General features: G+C 70.4%; 12 protein-coding genes. 3 read left to right on the plus strand and 9 right to left on the minus strand.

The window, feature by feature from the left end; genetic code table 11:
- Nucleotides 1-75: 75 nt before the first annotated feature.
- The 9 genes from ABD466_RS16935 to ABD466_RS16975 all read right to left on the minus strand — a co-directional run bounded on the left by ABD466_RS16935 (nucleotide 76) and on the right by ABD466_RS16975 (nucleotide 11,172).
- Nucleotides 76-1,800, minus strand: a complete 1,725-nt coding sequence (locus tag ABD466_RS16935; protein ID WP_344658018.1) for an ABC transporter substrate-binding protein — start codon at nucleotides 1,798-1,800, stop codon at nucleotides 76-78.
- Between the two features lie 237 nt (nucleotides 1,801-2,037).
- The gene (locus ABD466_RS16940) at nucleotides 2,038-3,246 is read right to left on the minus strand and encodes an ABC transporter ATP-binding protein (protein WP_344658019.1); all 1,209 of its coding nucleotides are present in this window, start codon (nucleotides 3,244-3,246) and stop codon (nucleotides 2,038-2,040) included.
- Nucleotides 3,243-4,394, minus strand: a complete 1,152-nt coding sequence (locus ABD466_RS16945) for an ABC transporter ATP-binding protein (RefSeq protein ID WP_344658020.1) — start codon at nucleotides 4,392-4,394, stop codon at nucleotides 3,243-3,245. Before ABD466_RS16945 ends, ABD466_RS16940 begins: the two co-directional genes overlap by 4 nt.
- Nucleotides 4,391-5,431 (minus strand): ABC transporter permease, encoded by a 1,041-nt coding sequence (locus tag ABD466_RS16950; RefSeq protein WP_344658021.1) that lies wholly within the window; start codon nucleotides 5,429-5,431, stop codon nucleotides 4,391-4,393. Before ABD466_RS16950 ends, ABD466_RS16945 begins: the two co-directional genes overlap by 4 nt.
- Before the next feature lie 3 nt (nucleotides 5,432-5,434).
- Nucleotides 5,435-6,430, minus strand: a complete 996-nt coding sequence (locus tag ABD466_RS16955; RefSeq protein WP_344658022.1) for an ABC transporter permease — start codon at nucleotides 6,428-6,430, stop codon at nucleotides 5,435-5,437.
- A 417-nt stretch (nucleotides 6,431-6,847) separates the two neighbouring features.
- Complete coding sequence (locus ABD466_RS16960) at nucleotides 6,848-7,759, minus strand: carbohydrate ABC transporter permease (protein WP_425558666.1); 912 nt, start codon at nucleotides 7,757-7,759, stop codon at nucleotides 6,848-6,850.
- 62 nt (nucleotides 7,760-7,821) lie between these two features.
- Nucleotides 7,822-8,793, minus strand: coding sequence for a carbohydrate ABC transporter permease (locus tag ABD466_RS16965; protein ID WP_344658024.1), 972 nt, complete (start codon nucleotides 8,791-8,793; stop codon nucleotides 7,822-7,824).
- Nucleotides 8,793-10,088, minus strand: coding sequence for an ABC transporter substrate-binding protein (locus ABD466_RS16970; protein WP_344658025.1), 1,296 nt, complete (start codon nucleotides 10,086-10,088; stop codon nucleotides 8,793-8,795). Before ABD466_RS16970 ends, ABD466_RS16965 begins: the two co-directional genes overlap by 1 nt.
- A 160-nt stretch (nucleotides 10,089-10,248) precedes the next feature.
- Nucleotides 10,249-11,172 carry a LacI family DNA-binding transcriptional regulator gene (locus ABD466_RS16975; RefSeq protein WP_344658026.1) on the minus strand — a complete coding sequence of 308 codons (924 nt, stop codon included), beginning with the start codon at nucleotides 11,170-11,172 and terminating at the stop codon, nucleotides 10,249-10,251.
- Between the two features lie 189 nt (nucleotides 11,173-11,361).
- Between ABD466_RS16975 and ABD466_RS16980 the strand changes: the two genes are divergently transcribed.
- Genes ABD466_RS16980 through ABD466_RS16990 form a run of 3 tightly spaced genes read left to right on the plus strand, consistent with a single transcriptional unit; the run spans nucleotide 11,362 to nucleotide 14,902 of the window.
- A complete protein-coding gene (locus ABD466_RS16980; protein WP_344658027.1) occupies nucleotides 11,362-12,078 on the plus strand; it encodes an SIS domain-containing protein in 717 nt (238 codons plus the stop codon).
- A 5-nt stretch (nucleotides 12,079-12,083) separates the two neighbouring features.
- A complete protein-coding gene (locus ABD466_RS16985; protein ID WP_344658028.1) occupies nucleotides 12,084-13,166 on the plus strand; it encodes a putative sugar O-methyltransferase in 1,083 nt (360 codons plus the stop codon).
- Nucleotides 13,163-14,902, plus strand: coding sequence for a condensation domain-containing protein (locus ABD466_RS16990; protein WP_344658029.1), 1,740 nt, complete (start codon nucleotides 13,163-13,165; stop codon nucleotides 14,900-14,902). Before ABD466_RS16985 ends, ABD466_RS16990 begins: the two co-directional genes overlap by 4 nt.

Here is a 14,902-nt window from a genome sequence, read left to right on the forward strand (position 1 = left end):
TCGCAGCAAGCGTCCCGGCGACCGGCGCCTGAAGGGGCCGTGTCGACCGGGACGCTCCGGCGACTCCGGGCGGGATCAGGGCTTGGGCGTGAGCTTCAGGATCAGGTACTCGTAGTCCTGGCTCCGCGGCGACGGGTTGATGAACGGGTTGTCGCTGGTCGGCCAGCCGGTGAAGTTGGCGGTGCTGAACTCGTACCAGGCGGCGCCGTAGAGCACCGGAACGGCCGGGACGTCCGAGGAGAACAGCCCCTGGAGCGTGTTCAGCGCGGTGGCCTGGTCGGCGTCGCTGGTCGCACCGTTGAACGCGGCGATCGCGGCGTCGGCGGCCGGGCTCTTGTAGTGCCCGAAGTCGCCGGCCGAGGTCTGGCCGAGGTCGGAGGCCAGCGAGGAGTCCATGATGAACTGCAGCCGCTGGAACGGCGTGCCGCCCTGACCCCAGTGCAGCGCGGCGTCGTAGTTGCCGGTGGTGATGGCGGTGTTCCAGCTGTTGTAGTCGAAGGCGCCGTTGTCCTTGACGTCGAAGCCGACGCTGTTCAGCTGCTTGACCATGGCCTCGGCGTCACACCAGTAGTCGGTGAACGAGTTGGGGTCGATGATCGTGAACTTGATCGTGGCCCCGTTCTTGGTCCACTTGCCGCTGCCGTTCTTGGTGTAGCCGGCACCGGACAGGATGGTGTTGACGGCGTCCGGATCCGGACCCGGCTTCAGGTCGTTGGTCTGGGCCGGCGCCAGCGACTTCTGGTCGATCGGCAGGGTCAGCCCGCCCGAGGAGGAGGCCGGCAGTTCGTAGTCGGTCTCGCACTGGGTGGCCAGCGACTTGCGGTCCAGCGCCGCGCTGATCGCCTTGCGCACCGCGACGTCGGCCAGGGCCGGAGCGTTCTTGCTCTGCTGGTTCAGCAGCAGGGCCACCGTGTTCGACGCCGGGAAGTACGGCGCCGTGGTCTGGAACAGGTGGTTGTCCTTGCTCTTGGCCACGAACGTGTTCAGCACGTCGTTGATGTTGTTGCCGGTCAGGTCGATCTCCCCGTTGGCCAGGGCGAGCGTCGCGGCGTTGTTGTCCGCGTAGGCCGGGAAGGAGATCTTCTTGACCGCCGCCTCACCGTCGCGGAAGGTCGGGTTCGCCTTGAGCGTGATGTTCTGGGGGGTGAACTTGTCCATCAGGTACGGCCCGGTGCCGACCGTGTCGGCACCGCTGACCACGGCCTTGGCCGGGTCGGAGATCGCCGACCACTTGTGCTTGGGGACGATGATCTGGTTGGCGATGCCCTGGAAGTTCGCCGCCTGCGGGGCGGAGAAGTTCAGCACCACCGTGGTCGGGTCCGGCGTGGTGACGCTGTCCGGGACCGGCGTGCCGTCGGCGTTGGCCGCCTTGAAGTTCTTCAGCAGGGTGAAGGTGAAGGCGACGTCGTCGGAGGTGAACGGCTGGCCGTCGCTCCACTTGACGCCGGGCTTCAGCGTGAAGGTGAGCGTCTTGTTCCCGTTGGACCAGGCGTACTTCGAGGCCAGCCACGGGATCGGGTCCTGCGAGGAGTTCAGGGTGTTGAACTGGTACAGCGGCTCGTAGAACAGCGAGCGCGCGTTCTCCTGGCTGACGAAGGAGTTGCCGTCGAACGGGTTGAAGTCGTCGGTGAACGAGGCCACCGGCTTGTCCTCGACCACCAGCGTGCGGACCTTGCCCGAACTGCTGCTGCCGGTGCTCTTGCCGTCGGACGGCGCCTTGCTCTTGCTGCTGCTGCATGCCGCGGCCGACAGGCCTACGGCCGCGACCAGGGCTAGCCCTTTGATAGCGGTACGACGCATTGCGTACACTTCCCTAAAGATCCGGACCGGCTCGATGCCGGCCTGTCCTGCACGGACATGGACGATGACTATGGCTGTACGGAGTGTGGAACGGATCTGCTTTCCCCTTCGCGCGAGTTGCCGCTCGCCGAAGCCTCGCCGCCCGCCCCCGGTGGGGGGCGGGCGGCGTTCCCGCCCCACCGCCCCTCGTGGCTGTCGTCCCTCATCGTTTCTCCTCGGTGTTCGTTTTCCTGTGCTCTACTTCGCTTCTGTGCCGTCGTCCGGCGCCTCGCCGGCCGGCCCGACCGGGGCCGGAACACGTTCGGCGGTCGCCGCCAGCGGCTCGCGCTGTTCGCCGGTGAGCCCCGACGCGTGCAGCCAGCAGGCGGAGACGTGGTCCTCGCCCACGGGCAGCGGTGCCGGCAAGGCGTCCGCGCACACCCGCATCGCGAACGGGCAGCGCGGGTGGAACCGGCAGCCCGACGGCGGGTTGACCAGGCTCGGCGGCGCCCCGCGGCCGCGCAGTACCGGGGACTCGGCCCGAGCCGGATCCGGCGCGGCGCTCAGCAACAGCTGGGTGTAGGGGTGGGCGGGCTCGTCGGTGATCTGCGTGGCCGGCCCGGACTCCACGACCTGGCCGGCGTACATCACCACGATGCAGTCGGCGAGGTAGCGCGCCGAGCCGATGTCGTGGGTGACGTACATGGTGGCCAGGTTCTCGCCGGAGCGCAGGTCGTCCAGGAGGTTGAGCACCCCGAGCCGGATCGACACGTCGAGCATCGAGACCGGCTCGTCGGCCAGCAGGACGCGCGGTTCCACGGCCAGACCGCGGGCGATCGCGACCCGCTGGCGCTGCCCGCCGGACAGTTCGTGCGGATACTTGTCCAGGTAGGACTCGGCCGGGGTGAGCGAGACCCGCTCCAGCAGTTCCCGCATCCGCTGCGCGCGTTCGGCGCGGCCCAGCTTGGTGTGCAGCTTGAGCGGCCGCTCCAGGTGGTAGCGCACGGTGTGCACCGCGTTCAGCGACGAGAACGGGTCCTGCAGGACCAGGTGGACGCTGCTGGTGTACTTCCGCCGCGCCTTCGCGCCGGTCCCCACCGGGACCCCGTCCAGCAGGACCTGGCCGGCCGTCGGCTTGATCAGCCCGGTCAGCAGCCGCGCCAGCGTCGACTTCCCGCTGCCGCTCTCGCCGACCACCGCGGTGACGGTGCCGGCCGGCAGGGCTATGGAGATGTCCTCCACGGCGTGCACCACCAGGCTGCGGCCGATACCGCTGTGGATCGGGAAGTGCTTGACCAGCCCGCGGGCCTCCAGCGCCGGTGTTCCGGGGCGGCGGGGGCCGTGGACGAACGGGGACGGCGCCGAGGCTGTGGACGGCTCCGTGGACCCGGCGGACCGTGCCGGTTCTGTGGGCTCAGTCGGCTCTGTGGTTTCGGTGGGCTCGGTGGGCTCGGTGGTGCCGGTCATGACGTGCTCCTGGACAGGTCGTCGGCGGCGACCGCCACCGGCGGGGCGAGCGGCGGGACGGCGCGGGCGAGCGGCTCGGGCGGATCCTGCCGGCCGTCCTGCAGCCAGCAGGCCGCGACCCGGCCGCCGCCCTCACTCAGCGGCCGGGCCAACGGCGGCTCCTCGGTACGGCACCGGTCCATGACATACGGGCACCGGGGATGGAACGTGCAGCCGGAGGGCATCGCGGCCAGCGACGGCGGCGATCCCGGGATGCCCTCCATCCGCACCCGCTCGCCGTGCAGGCTAGGGAACGAGCTCAGCAGGCCGAGGCTGTACGGATGACGCGGGGCGTGGAAGAGCTCGGCGGCCTCGGCCCGCTCGACGATCCGTCCGGCGTACATGATGGCGATGGAGTCCGCCAGCTCGATCAGCAGCGACAGGTCGTGGGTGATGAAGATGACGGCGAACCCCAGCCGGTCGCGCAGCGCCATCAGCTCTTCGAGGATCTCGCGCTGGGTGACCACGTCCAGCGCGGTCGTCGGCTCGTCCATGATGACGATCTGCGGTTCCAGGATCAGCGCCATCGCGATCATCACGCGCTGCCGCATGCCGCCGGACAGCTCGTGCGGGTAGCTGCGCAGCCGGTCGGCGTTGATGCCGACCATCCGCAGCATCTCCACCGCCCGCGCCCGCCGCTCGTCGCGCGACAGCTCCGGCCGGTGGACCCGCAGCACGTCGGTGAGCTGGTCCTCGACGCGTGCAACCGGGTTCAGGGCGTGCATCGCGCTCTGGAACACCACGGCGATCTCCGACCACCGGTACCGCCGCAGCTCGTGCGCGTCGGCGGCCAGCAGGTCGACCGTGGTGGTCCGGCCGTCGGCCGAACGCGAGTGGAACAGCACGTCCCCGCCGGTGATGACGCCGGGCGCGCGCAGCAGCCGGGTCAGGGCGTAGGCGAGCGTGGACTTGCCCGAACCGCTCTCCCCCGCGATCCCCAGGACCTCGCCGCGGCGCAGGACCAGGTCGGCGTCGGTCACCGCGCGGACCGCGTCGCGGCCGAGACCGTAGTCGACGCACAGACCGCGCACTTCCAGGACCGGCTCGGCCGGCGCCTCGCGGCGAGCCGGACCGGGCACGCCGGCCGCTGTCAGACCATTGACGGTCATCGGTCCTCTCCTTCCAGGACGGGCGCCGTGACGCCGGGGGGCGCGGCGGAGGCCGAGCCGGCGGAGCCCCGCGGCCCCGCGGACCGGAGCACCGGCGTCAGGCCGAGCTGGAACCGCACGCCGCGCCGGCTGCCCCGGCGCGAGCGGACCCGCGGGTTGACGATCTCGTCGATGCCGAAGTTGAGCAGCGCCAGGCCGATGCCCAGCAGCGCCACGCACAGAGCCGGCGGCGCGTACCACCACCAGTCGTTCGAGATCATCGCGCTGGCGCCCTGGGCGCTCTGGATCATCGTGCCCCACGAAGCCTGCGCCGGGTTGATGATGCCGAGGATCGACAGCACGACGTAGATGCTGATGCCGTAGATGACGGTGAAGATGAAGGACGACGCCAGGATCGGCAGCAGGTTCGGCAGGATCTCCGAGAAGATGATCCGGGGCTTGCGCTCGCCGATCACCCGCGCCGACTCCACGTAGTCCTGGTCGCGCAGGGCGAGCGTCTGGGCGCGCAGGACCCGCGCGCCGTAGGCCCAGGCGGTCAGGGCTATGACAGACCCGATGAGGATCGGGTTGTCGGTGTCCCCGGCCGGCAGCGGCTTCATGATGACCATGAGGATCAGCAGGCCGGGCAGCGCCAGGAAGATGTTGGCGATGATGGACAGGACCTCGTCCACCATGCCGCCCATGTAGCCGGCCGTCACGCCGAACAGGATGGACAGGACGCTGGCGACGATCCCGGCCACGAACGCGATGATCATCGTCGACCGGCCGCCGGAGAGCAGCTGCGAGAGGATGTCGTGCTGTTGGCGGTCGGTGCCGAGCCAGAACTTCGCCGACGGCGGCTGCGCGAAGGCGCTGGAGTTGCTGGCCTGCCAGCTCGCCGAGTGCGGCGCGATGGTCGGGCCGAAGATCGCGATGAAGACGAAGAACACGATGATCGACGCGCCGACGACGATCTTCGGCGACCGGGTGAAGCGGGACTTGCGGCGCTTCGGCTCGTTCGCGGCGGGCAACGCGGTGGAGACACCCACGACGGACATGGTTCAGGCCTCCCTGCGGGCGCGCGGGTCGAGGACGACGTAGACGATGTCGGCCAGGAAGTTGACCGCCAGCACCGCGAACGTCACGCACAGCAGGATCCCCTGCATGAGCGGATAGTCGGCGTCGAGGGTCGCGTTGTTGATCGCCAGGCCCAGGCCCGGATAGCTGAAGACGATCTCGGTGACGATGGAGCCGGTCACGATGAGGCTGACCGACAGGGCCAGCGAGGAGATCTGGGGCAGGATCGCGTTGCGGGCCGCCACCCAGATCACCCGCCAGCGGGGCAGCCCCTTGGCCGCGGCCACCAGGACGTAGTCCTCGTCCATGGTCGTGATCGTCACGTTGCGCATGCCGAGGATCCAGCCGGCTATGGAGGCCAGGACGATGGTCGCCGCGGGCAGGACGCCGTGGTAGGCCACGCTGCCGATGAAGCCGCCGTTCCAGCCCGGTTCCACCGTCGAGTCCCGGCTGATGTCGTAGCCGCCCGCCAGCGGGAACCACTGCCACAGGTAGCCCATCGTCATCAGCAGCAGGAACGCCAGGATGTAGTAGGGGATCGCCTGGAAGAACGTCGCGACCGGCAGCAGCGTGTCCAGCAGCCCGCCGCGCCGCCAGCCGGCGATCACGCCCAGGAACGTGCCGAGCACGAAGGCGATGACGGTGGCCGTACCGACCAGGCCGATCGTCCACGGCAGGTCCGAGCCGAGGATGTCCGTCACCGGGACCGACTTGCTGGTCGAGGTGCCGAGGTCGCCGTGCAGCAGGTTGCTGATGTAGCTCGCGTACTGCGACAGCAGGCTCTTGTCGCCGGCGCCGTACTCGGCCTCCAGCGCGTGCAGCTCCTCCGGGGTGATCGGCGCGGAGCGGATCGAGGCGAGCACCGCCTGGAGCGCGCTGCCGGGCAGCATGCGCGGCAGGAAGAAGTTGAGCGTCACGGCCGACCAGGCGGCGAGAAGGTAGAACGCGAGTCTGCGCAGGATGGCTCTCACAGCGCCCACGCCCTTCTTCTCGCCCGCGGTGTCGTCACCGGGATATGAATCATGAGACTGCCTACACTTCGGGGGCCGCGCGCTGGACCCCGGCTGGGGCGGCACGGTCGGCGGCCGGATGGGAGTCGCGATGGTGCTTCCGCCTTGCGGAATGCCGGTACCGTAACCGAAAGAGAGCGCTCTCACAAGGGTTCCGGAGCCGTTACCGCGACGTTACCGAGTAGCAGGGTCCTCAGTTCGGGCGCCCACGCGACCACGCCCGCGGTGCTGACGTGGGGCGGAACACGCGAAAGCGGCCGGGCGGCCGGACGGCGGGGAACCGCGCCGGCGCCGGCCGCACCTCCGACTCCGAGGTGATCTCGGCGAATACTTCGTGAGAGCGCTCTCTCAGGGCGCGGCGGGACGCGGCGCGCAGCCGCGCCCCGGTCAGCCCTTGACGCCGCCGTGCATGATCCCCGAGACGATCTGCCGTCCCAACACGACGAAGACGACGAGGACGGGCAAAGTGCCCAGCAGCGTGCCGGCGAGGATGACGGACACGTCCGGAACGTAGCCGCGGCCGAGTTCGCCGATCGCGACCTGGGTCGTCGGATCGTCCCGGCTGAGCACCAGGATCGGCCAGAAGAAGTCGTTCCACGTGCCCATGAACGTGAGCAGCCCCAGCACCGCCATCGCCGGGCGGGCCAGCGGCAGCACGACCGAGACGAAGACCCGCAGGTTGCCGGCCCCGTCGATGCGCGCCGACTCCAGCAGCTCGTCCGGCAGCGCCCGGGACAGGTACTGCCGCAGGAAGAACACGCCGAAGGCGCTCACCAGGCCCGGCAGGACCACGGCCGGCAACCGGTTCACCATGTGGATCCGGGCCATCATGACGAACAGCGGCACGATGCCGATCTGGTACGGCACCATCATGGTCGCCAGGATCACCAGGAACAGCGCCCGCCGGCCCCGGAACCGCAGCTTGGCGAAGGCGAACCCGGCCAGCGTCCCGACCATGGCGGTCCCCGCGGCGACCGCCGCGGACACCAGCGCCGAGTTGACGATCGCCCGGGCGAGCGGGACGTTCGCCAGCGCCGCTCGCACGTTCGCCATGAAGTGGTGGCCCGGCACGAGGTTCGGCGGCGTCCGGTTGATCGCGGCGTTGGAGGTCGAGGCGGCGACGAACGTCCAGTAGAACGGGAAGGCCGACACGATCACCACGGCGGCGAGGATCAGGTAGGTGGGCCAGCCGGCCCGCGAACCGTGCGCCTTGCTCCGGAACCGTCTCCTGTGCCCGGACGGCGACCGTGGCGACCCGGCACGGGGCCGCCCGGCACCGGGCCGCCGCGGCGGTGGCACCCCGGGCCGCCGCCCGGCTCGCCGGCCGGAGTGGTGCGTCGGCACCGCGGTGGTGCGCTCGATCACAGTCTCGCCTCCCCGTCCGGCCGGATACGCCGGAGCAGATATGCGTACATCGCCGCGAACAGGACGACGATCAGGAACATGGCCCAGGCGATGGCCGCCGCCCGGCCCAGGTGCCGGTCGGCGAAGCCGCGTTCGTAGAAGTACATGGACAAGGTCTGGTATTGTCGGTCGGAGCCCCCCAGCTCCGGACTCGGCCCGCCGCCCTGGAACAGCATCGGCTCACCGAACAACTGCGTGGCGCCGATCGTCGACACCACGATGGTGAACAGGATCGTCGGCCGCAGGCCCGGCAACGTGATGTCGCGGAACTGCCGCCAGCGGCTCGCCCCGTCGACCGCCGCGGCCTCGTAGCGTTCGACCGGTATCGTCTGCATGGCGGCCAGGTAGATGAGGGCGTTGTATCCGGTCCAGCGCCAGACCACGATCGAGGCGATGGCGATCTGGCCCGGCCACTTGGTGTTGACGAAGTCGACGTTCCCGAGCCCGAAGACGGTGTGCAGGACGTAGTTGACCGCCCCGTAGTCACGTCCGTAGAGCTCGGCGAAGACGATGGTCACGGCCGCCACCGACGTGGCGTAGGGCGCGAGGACGGCCACGCGCCAGAACAGTCCGGCCCGCAGTCGCCGGTTCAGCAGATGCGCCAGGCCCAGGGCCATGAGCAGCTGTGGAACGGTGGACACGACGCCCAGCGTCATCGTGTTCCAGAAGGCGTTCCAGAAGTACCGGTCGTGGATCAGATAGGTGTAGTTGTCCAGACCGACCCAGCTCGCCTTGTGCAGGTTCGTCAGCTCGACACGGTGCAGCGAGTCCCAGGCCGTCCAGATGAGCGGGTACAGGCCGAACGCGGCGAACAGCGCGAAGAAGGGGGCGATGAACCCGTACGGCGACAGACGCTCGGCGACACTCCGCCGCAGCGGCGCGGCCGGCTCCGGACGGACGCGCGGACGCGCCGGCGAGGGGACGCCCATCAGCCGGTCGCCGCCGTCACGTCGCGGACGACCTTCGCCCAGGACTTCGCCGGATCCTGGCCCTGCGCCTCGACCCTGGTGATGCCGCCCTTGGTGATCAGGTCCTTGACGACCTGGTCCCGGGCCCCGAGGACCGCGGCCGGCAGCCGGCCGGCGGCGTCTCCGAAGATCCGGCCGATCGGCGCCGGATCGCCGACGGCGCCGAAGTAGGTGTCGCTGAAGTCCCGCACGGCCGGGTCCGCGGCGGCGATCCTGTTCGACGGGAAGTTGCCCGTCTTCTCGAACACCGCCACCTGCTGCGGCGCCGAAGCCAGCCAGATCGCGAGGTCGGCCGCCTGCTGCTGGTGCTTGCTCGCCTTGGGGACCGCCAGGTAGGAACCACCCCAGTTGCCGGTGCCGCCGGGAGCGGTCGTGACATCCCACCGGTTGTCCAGCGAGCCGGTCTGGCTCTTGATGTAGCCGATCATCCAGGACGGGCAGGCGACCGTCGCGAACTGGCCGCTGGTGAACGCCTGGTTCCAGGCCGGCGTGAACTGCGTCAGCCGCGCGGACAACCCGCCCGCGGCGATCTTCATCGCCTCTCCCCAGGCGGTGGCCACCGCCGGATTGCGGTCGTAGATCAGGCGGCCGGAAGCGTCGTAGTACTGCTCGGGCGACTGGCCGATCATGGCGTTGAACATGCCGGAGGCGGTGTCGGTCCACGCCGACCCGGGAATGCCGGCCGCCCTGAACCGCTCGCCGGCCGCGACATACCCGTCCCACCCGTTCTTCCACAACGCGGCCACATCCGCCCGCGCCGTCGGCAGCCCGGCCTTGGCGAACAGGTCCCGCCGGTAGCACATCGCCTCCGGACCGATGTCCGTTCCCAAGCCCAGCACCTTGCCGTCCGGAGTCAGGCCCTGGGCCCACTTCCACGGATAGAACTGATCCCGCAGAGCACTCGCGCCCAGCGGTCCCAGGTCCACGAACGAGTCCGCCATGTTGGCGGTGGCGTCGGTGATCTCGCTGACCTCGATGCCCTGCAGGTCGCCGAGCCCCGATTCAGTGCTCAGCGACGTCTGCAGCGCCGTCCAGTACTGGCCGGAATCCTGGATCGTCGAGTACTCGATCCTGATGTCGGGATGCCGCGCCATGTACGCGTCGAAGAGCCCTGCTTCCTGGTAGCCGAAGGTGCCGAACAGCCGCACCTTCAAGGTGATCCGTCCCGCGCCGGCACCGTCCGCTGAGCCGGCGCAGCCGCTCGGGGCCAGGACCGAGGCGATGGCGAGGACCACCGCCACCACCCTTGTGCGCACACCACCCATCGCCCCTCCCCACCGAGTCGGGCAGTCGTATGAGAGCGCTCTCACTTCAAGATGCGCCGAGTTTGCCGGGCGGTTACGGCGGCGTCAAGGGGTCATTTCATGATTGTTTCGCAGGGATCTCGGCGTGCGGTGCGGCGGTGATCCGGACGGATCAGGACCCGGCGACCGGCCCGCAGGACTCCCGGACCACCAGCCGCGTGGGCACGAGCAGCGGTTCCGCGGCCCGGCGCTCGCGCGTCCGGTCGTCACCGTCCGCACCGTCCGGCGCCTCCCCCCGGATCGTGCGCAGCAGCAGCTCGACGGCCCCCTCGCCGATCGCCGCGTGGTCCTGGGCCACCGTGGTGAGCCCGGGCCGGACCAGGGCCGCCGCCTCGACGTCGTCGAACCCGACGACCGAGACCTCGCCCGGAACCGCCACACCGGCGTCGGCCAGGGCCCGTATGACGCCCACCGCCATGCGGTCGTCCGCGGCGAAGACGGCGGTCGGCGGCTCCTGCAGCGACAGCAGCCGCTGCGCGCAGGCATAGCCGCTCTCCTGGGTGTACTCGCCGGACACGACGTATTCGGGCCGGACCGGCAGTCCGGCCCTGGCCATCTCGAAGCGGTAGCCGACGAGCCGCTCGACGGCCGGCATCAGCGACAGCGGCCCGGTGATCGTGGCGATGGCCCGATGGCCCAGGGCCCGGAGATGCTCCACCGCCGAGACGGCGCCGGCACGGTTGTCAGAGGCCACGTATGTGGTCTGATTCCGGTATATCGGCAGATCGACGGCCACGCAGGGCAGTCCGGAGGCGGTCAGCGCGGTGAGCGCGGGGTGCCCCTCGTCGACGCCCAGGACCAGGACGCCGTCGAGTCCGTGGCGGTGCGCGGCGTGCACGTAGGCGTCGACGCCGTCCTCCGGGCGGGCGGCGGCGAGCAGCACCAGGTCGGCGCCGTGCGCCGAGAGGTGGCGGCGGACGCCGACGAACACGTCGACCTGGAGCGGGCTCCGGCGGCCGGCGGTGGCCGAGTCCGCATCCCAGACCATTCCAAGGGCGATGTCTGCGGGCTCGGCGGAGTCGGGGGTTTCGGTCATGGACGCCAAAGGTATCGGCCGGTCAGCAGTGCCTCAAGCAGGTGACGGCGCCCGCTCGGCGTCTCATATCGCGAGACAGATGGTTGACGGTCTGTCACGGGCTGCGCCAGTCTGACGAAACGCTTCGCAGGTTATTGAGTTCGATCACAGCGGGGACGGTGTCATGGTGCCTAAAATGAGAGCGCTCTCATGTCAGTGCTCTTCAAACGCGAGAGCGTTCTAGTGGATCTCGCAACGGATGCGGCCGCCGCCGGAGCCGTGGTCAAGGAGTACGTCGACGACCTGACCCACGCACTGGCCGTCCTCGACGTGGCCTCGGCGACCGGGGTCCTCAGCACGCTGACCACGGCGCTGCGCGCCGGCCGCAGCGTCCTGATCGCCGGCAACGGCGGCAGCAGCACGGCGGCCGTCCACATCGCCGCCGACCTCACGGCGGCCGCGGGCGGGCTCGGGGGCGCGCCGCACGCCGTGGCGTTGACCGAGAACGTCGCGCGGCTCACGGCCATCGCGAACGACCACTCCTTCGACGAGGTCTTCGCCCGGCAGCTCACGGGCGGGCCCGGCGACGTGCTGCTGGTGCTGAGCGTCAGCGGGCAGTCGGCCAACCTGGTCCGCGCCGCCGAAGCCGGCCGGGCCCGGGGGATGACGGTGCTGGCGGCGCTCGGCTACGCCGGGGCCCTGGCGGACCTCGCGGACCGGACCGTGGTCTTCGGACAGGCGGACTACGGCCTCACCGAGGATCTGCACGTGGCGCTGGGGCACATGGCGGTGCGCGTCCTCGCCGGCGGCGAACCGTGCCGGTACCGGCCCGGCGGTTCCGCCGAAGGCGTCGAGGCCGTCGAGACCGTCGAGGCCGTCGAGACCGTCGAGACCGTCGAGGTCACCGACCGGACGCCAGGCCGGTGAGCGCCGTGAACCGCTCCGCATCCCGGCTCTTCCTCGCCGTCCGCTACGTCATCGGCCTGTTCGGCCTGACCCTGACCCGGACCTCGACCGAGCTCACCAGCTTCCACCTGCACGCCGGCCACGGCCGCCACGACGACTCCCGTCCCCTGCCGGCCGGCATGGCAGCGGTGCTCCACGAGCGGAATCCGGATCTGGAACGGCTGCGCACGCGCTACCACCGGCTGGCTTCCCCGTTCCGGCCCAGCAGCTTCTGGCGGCGAAGCCGCCGGCTGCGCGACCTGAACCTGCGGTACTTCCGCGGCGACAACGCCTACGTCTGGCAGTTGCGGCAGCTCGGCGGCGCGGCCCGGTTGAAGTTCTTCCTGCTCGCGCAGTACATCAGCTCCCTGGACACCCGAAAGCTCCTGGAGAAGACCGGCGAGGACGGTGCGTTCGGCTGCTGGACGTTCCGGTTCCACGGGATGCCGGCGCTCAGCAGGGACCTGATCGACTCGATCAACGAGATGTACTTCCTGGACCGCCACTGGGATCTGTTGTCCAGGACCGACTTCACGGTCGTCGACATCGGTGCCGGATACGGCCGGCTCGCCCACCGGATGGTGGAGTGCGTTCCCGGCCTGAAGCGCTACCTGTGCGTCGACGCGATTCCGGAGTCCACGTTTCTCAGCGAGGTGTACCTCCGCTATCGGGGTGTCGATCACAAGGCGGCTGTCGTGCCGCTGGACCAGGTCGCGAAGCGGCTGGCGGCGGAGCGGCCGGACCTGGCGGTCAACATCCACAGCTTCTCGGAGATGCCCCTCGCCGCGATCGAGGCGTGGGTGGGGCTGCTGGCCGGGATCGGGGTGCCCACGCTCCTGATCGTCCCCAACGAGGGCGACAGGCTGTTGAGCCTGGAGGACGACGTGGTGCGGCTGGACTTCGCGCCGGTGCTCCGCAAGCACGGGTACGTCCTCGCCGCGCGCGAGCCGACCGTCGCCGACGCGGACGTGCGCGACCTGGTCGGGATCGGCGACTGGTTCCTGCTGTATCGCCTGGCCGGCGCGGAACCGGATGCGGACCGTGACTCGGCGGAGCGGTCAGCGTCATGACCGACCTGGCCTGCCGGGAAGAGGTCATGCTGGCGTTCGCCGGCCTGAGTGGCGGCGTCGATGAGCTGACCTGGGGACAGCGGTTCGTCTGGGACATCCTCCAGGCGCTGGCGCCGGCCAACCACTACATCAACGTCCGGCTTCGGGTACATCTGCCCACCGACGCCACCAACGCGCGCGTGCTGGACGCCCTGCGCGCTTTGGTGCGGGAGCACGAGATCCTGCGGACCCGGTTCACCGCCGAGGAGGACCGCGAGCCCCGGCAACATTGCGACCAGGCAGGCGAACTGCCGGTACACCTGTGCCAGACCGAGCCCGGCGGAGTGCGCAAGGTGGCCGACGCCGAAGAGGAACGGCTGTGGCGGGAGCCGTTCCAGCACGGCCACGAGTGGCCGCTCCGCGTGAGCGTCGTGGCCGCGGACGGTCGTCCCCGACAGGTGGTGTTCGTGTTCTCCCACCTCGCGGTCGACGCCTGGGGATGCGGGGTGCTGCGTGCCCGGTTCCTCGATCTGCTCCGCACCGGCGGCGCCACGGCGACGGCATCCGGATGGCAGCCGCGCGCCCGGGCCGAGTTCGAACGGTCGGCTCCGGCCCGCGAGATCACCCACCGCTTCGGCACCCATTGGCGCCGGTTTCTGGACTCCGCACCCCAGACCGCCTTCCCCGTCAGTCCGGAGGCCGGCCAGTCACCGCTGTTCCCGGGCGTCGGGCTGCACTCCGTGGCCCTGGCCGCGGCGGTGCGAGCGCTCGCCGCACGGCTGCGCGTCGGTCCCGCCGCGGTCCTGGTGGGCGCGATGTCAGCCCTCATCGGCATCCGGTCGGACACCGGAGCCGTGCCCCTGCTGCTCGCCACAGGCAATCGGTTCACCGCGACGGACGCGGCTTCGGTCGGGACCTACTACCAGGCCGCGCCGGCCCTGATCGATCTCGAGGCCGGGTCGCTGGCCGGCACCATCCGCTCCGCGGACAGGGCTTCGAAGCTCGCCTACGTACGCGGTCAGGGCGATCCGCGCGAAGCGGCCCGCCTCCTCGCCGAGACCAAGATCCGGCGCGGGGTGGCCGTCGACCTGGCGGCCACCGTCAACGTCGTTCCCGAACCGGCGGCCGCGGCGGCCGCGGGGCTGGGCGTCCGCGAGATCCGGGAGATGACCGCCGCCACGCGGATATCGGATCTCGACGGACGGGACAGCGAGGAGCTGAAGCTCTACCTGCATGCCAAAGCCCTGCGATCTCGCGCGGTCATCGAGCTGTTCTGCGACAGCCGCTACGTGAGCCGCTCAGTGGCGCGGACGTTCCTGGCCGGCCTCGAACTCGTCCTGATCGAGACGCTCGACGCCGGCGACCTCGATCTCCGGCGAGTGGCCGAGCTGGCCGGGATCAGGCCGCTGGCGAGACCGGAGGACAGCGTTCTGATCGACGGCTGCTGGGTCGCTCCGGACGCGGTGCGGCGCCTGCTCACCAGCGTGCCCGGCACCACCGCCGCGCAGGTCTTCACCACCGAGGCCGACGGCGCCGCGGCCCGGCTGGTGGCGTACGTCGTGATAGACCGGCCCGCGACGCCGCAGCAGCTCCACGACGCCCTGATCCGCCGACTCGACGGGAATCTGACCATGGCGCCGCACTGGTACGTCATCTGCCACCGGGCACCGGCCCGGCCGGGGTCCCGCGCCGAATGGCGGCGGCAGGCAGTGGTGGACCAGGGCAGCGGCCGCATCGACACTCATCCGGGGGCCTGA

Origin of the sequence: Catenulispora subtropica (assembly GCF_039531675.1) — a bacterium.
Taxonomy (GTDB): Bacteria; Actinomycetota; Actinomycetes; order Streptomycetales; family Catenulisporaceae; genus Catenulispora; species Catenulispora subtropica.

Excerpts from the sequence above, each read along its gene's own strand:
- ABD466_RS16935 (WP_344658018.1), bottom strand. The coding sequence starts at position 1,800 with ATGCGTCGTACCGCTATCAAAGGGCTAGCCCTGGTCGCGGCCGTAGGC.
- ABD466_RS16940 (WP_344658019.1), bottom strand. The coding sequence starts at position 3,246 with ATGACCGGCACCACCGAGCCCACCGAGCCCACCGAAACCACAGAGCCG.
- ABD466_RS16945 (WP_344658020.1), bottom strand. The coding sequence starts at position 4,394 with ATGACCGTCAATGGTCTGACAGCGGCCGGCGTGCCCGGTCCGGCTCGC.
- ABD466_RS16950 (WP_344658021.1), bottom strand. The coding sequence starts at position 5,431 with ATGTCCGTCGTGGGTGTCTCCACCGCGTTGCCCGCCGCGAACGAGCCG.
- ABD466_RS16965 (WP_344658024.1), bottom strand. The coding sequence starts at position 8,793 with ATGGGCGTCCCCTCGCCGGCGCGTCCGCGCGTCCGTCCGGAGCCGGCC.
- ABD466_RS16975 (WP_344658026.1), bottom strand. The coding sequence starts at position 11,172 with ATGACCGAAACCCCCGACTCCGCCGAGCCCGCAGACATCGCCCTTGGA.
- ABD466_RS16980 (WP_344658027.1), top strand. The coding sequence starts at position 11,362 with ATGTCAGTGCTCTTCAAACGCGAGAGCGTTCTAGTGGATCTCGCAACG.
- ABD466_RS16990 (WP_344658029.1), top strand. The coding sequence starts at position 13,163 with ATGACCGACCTGGCCTGCCGGGAAGAGGTCATGCTGGCGTTCGCCGGC.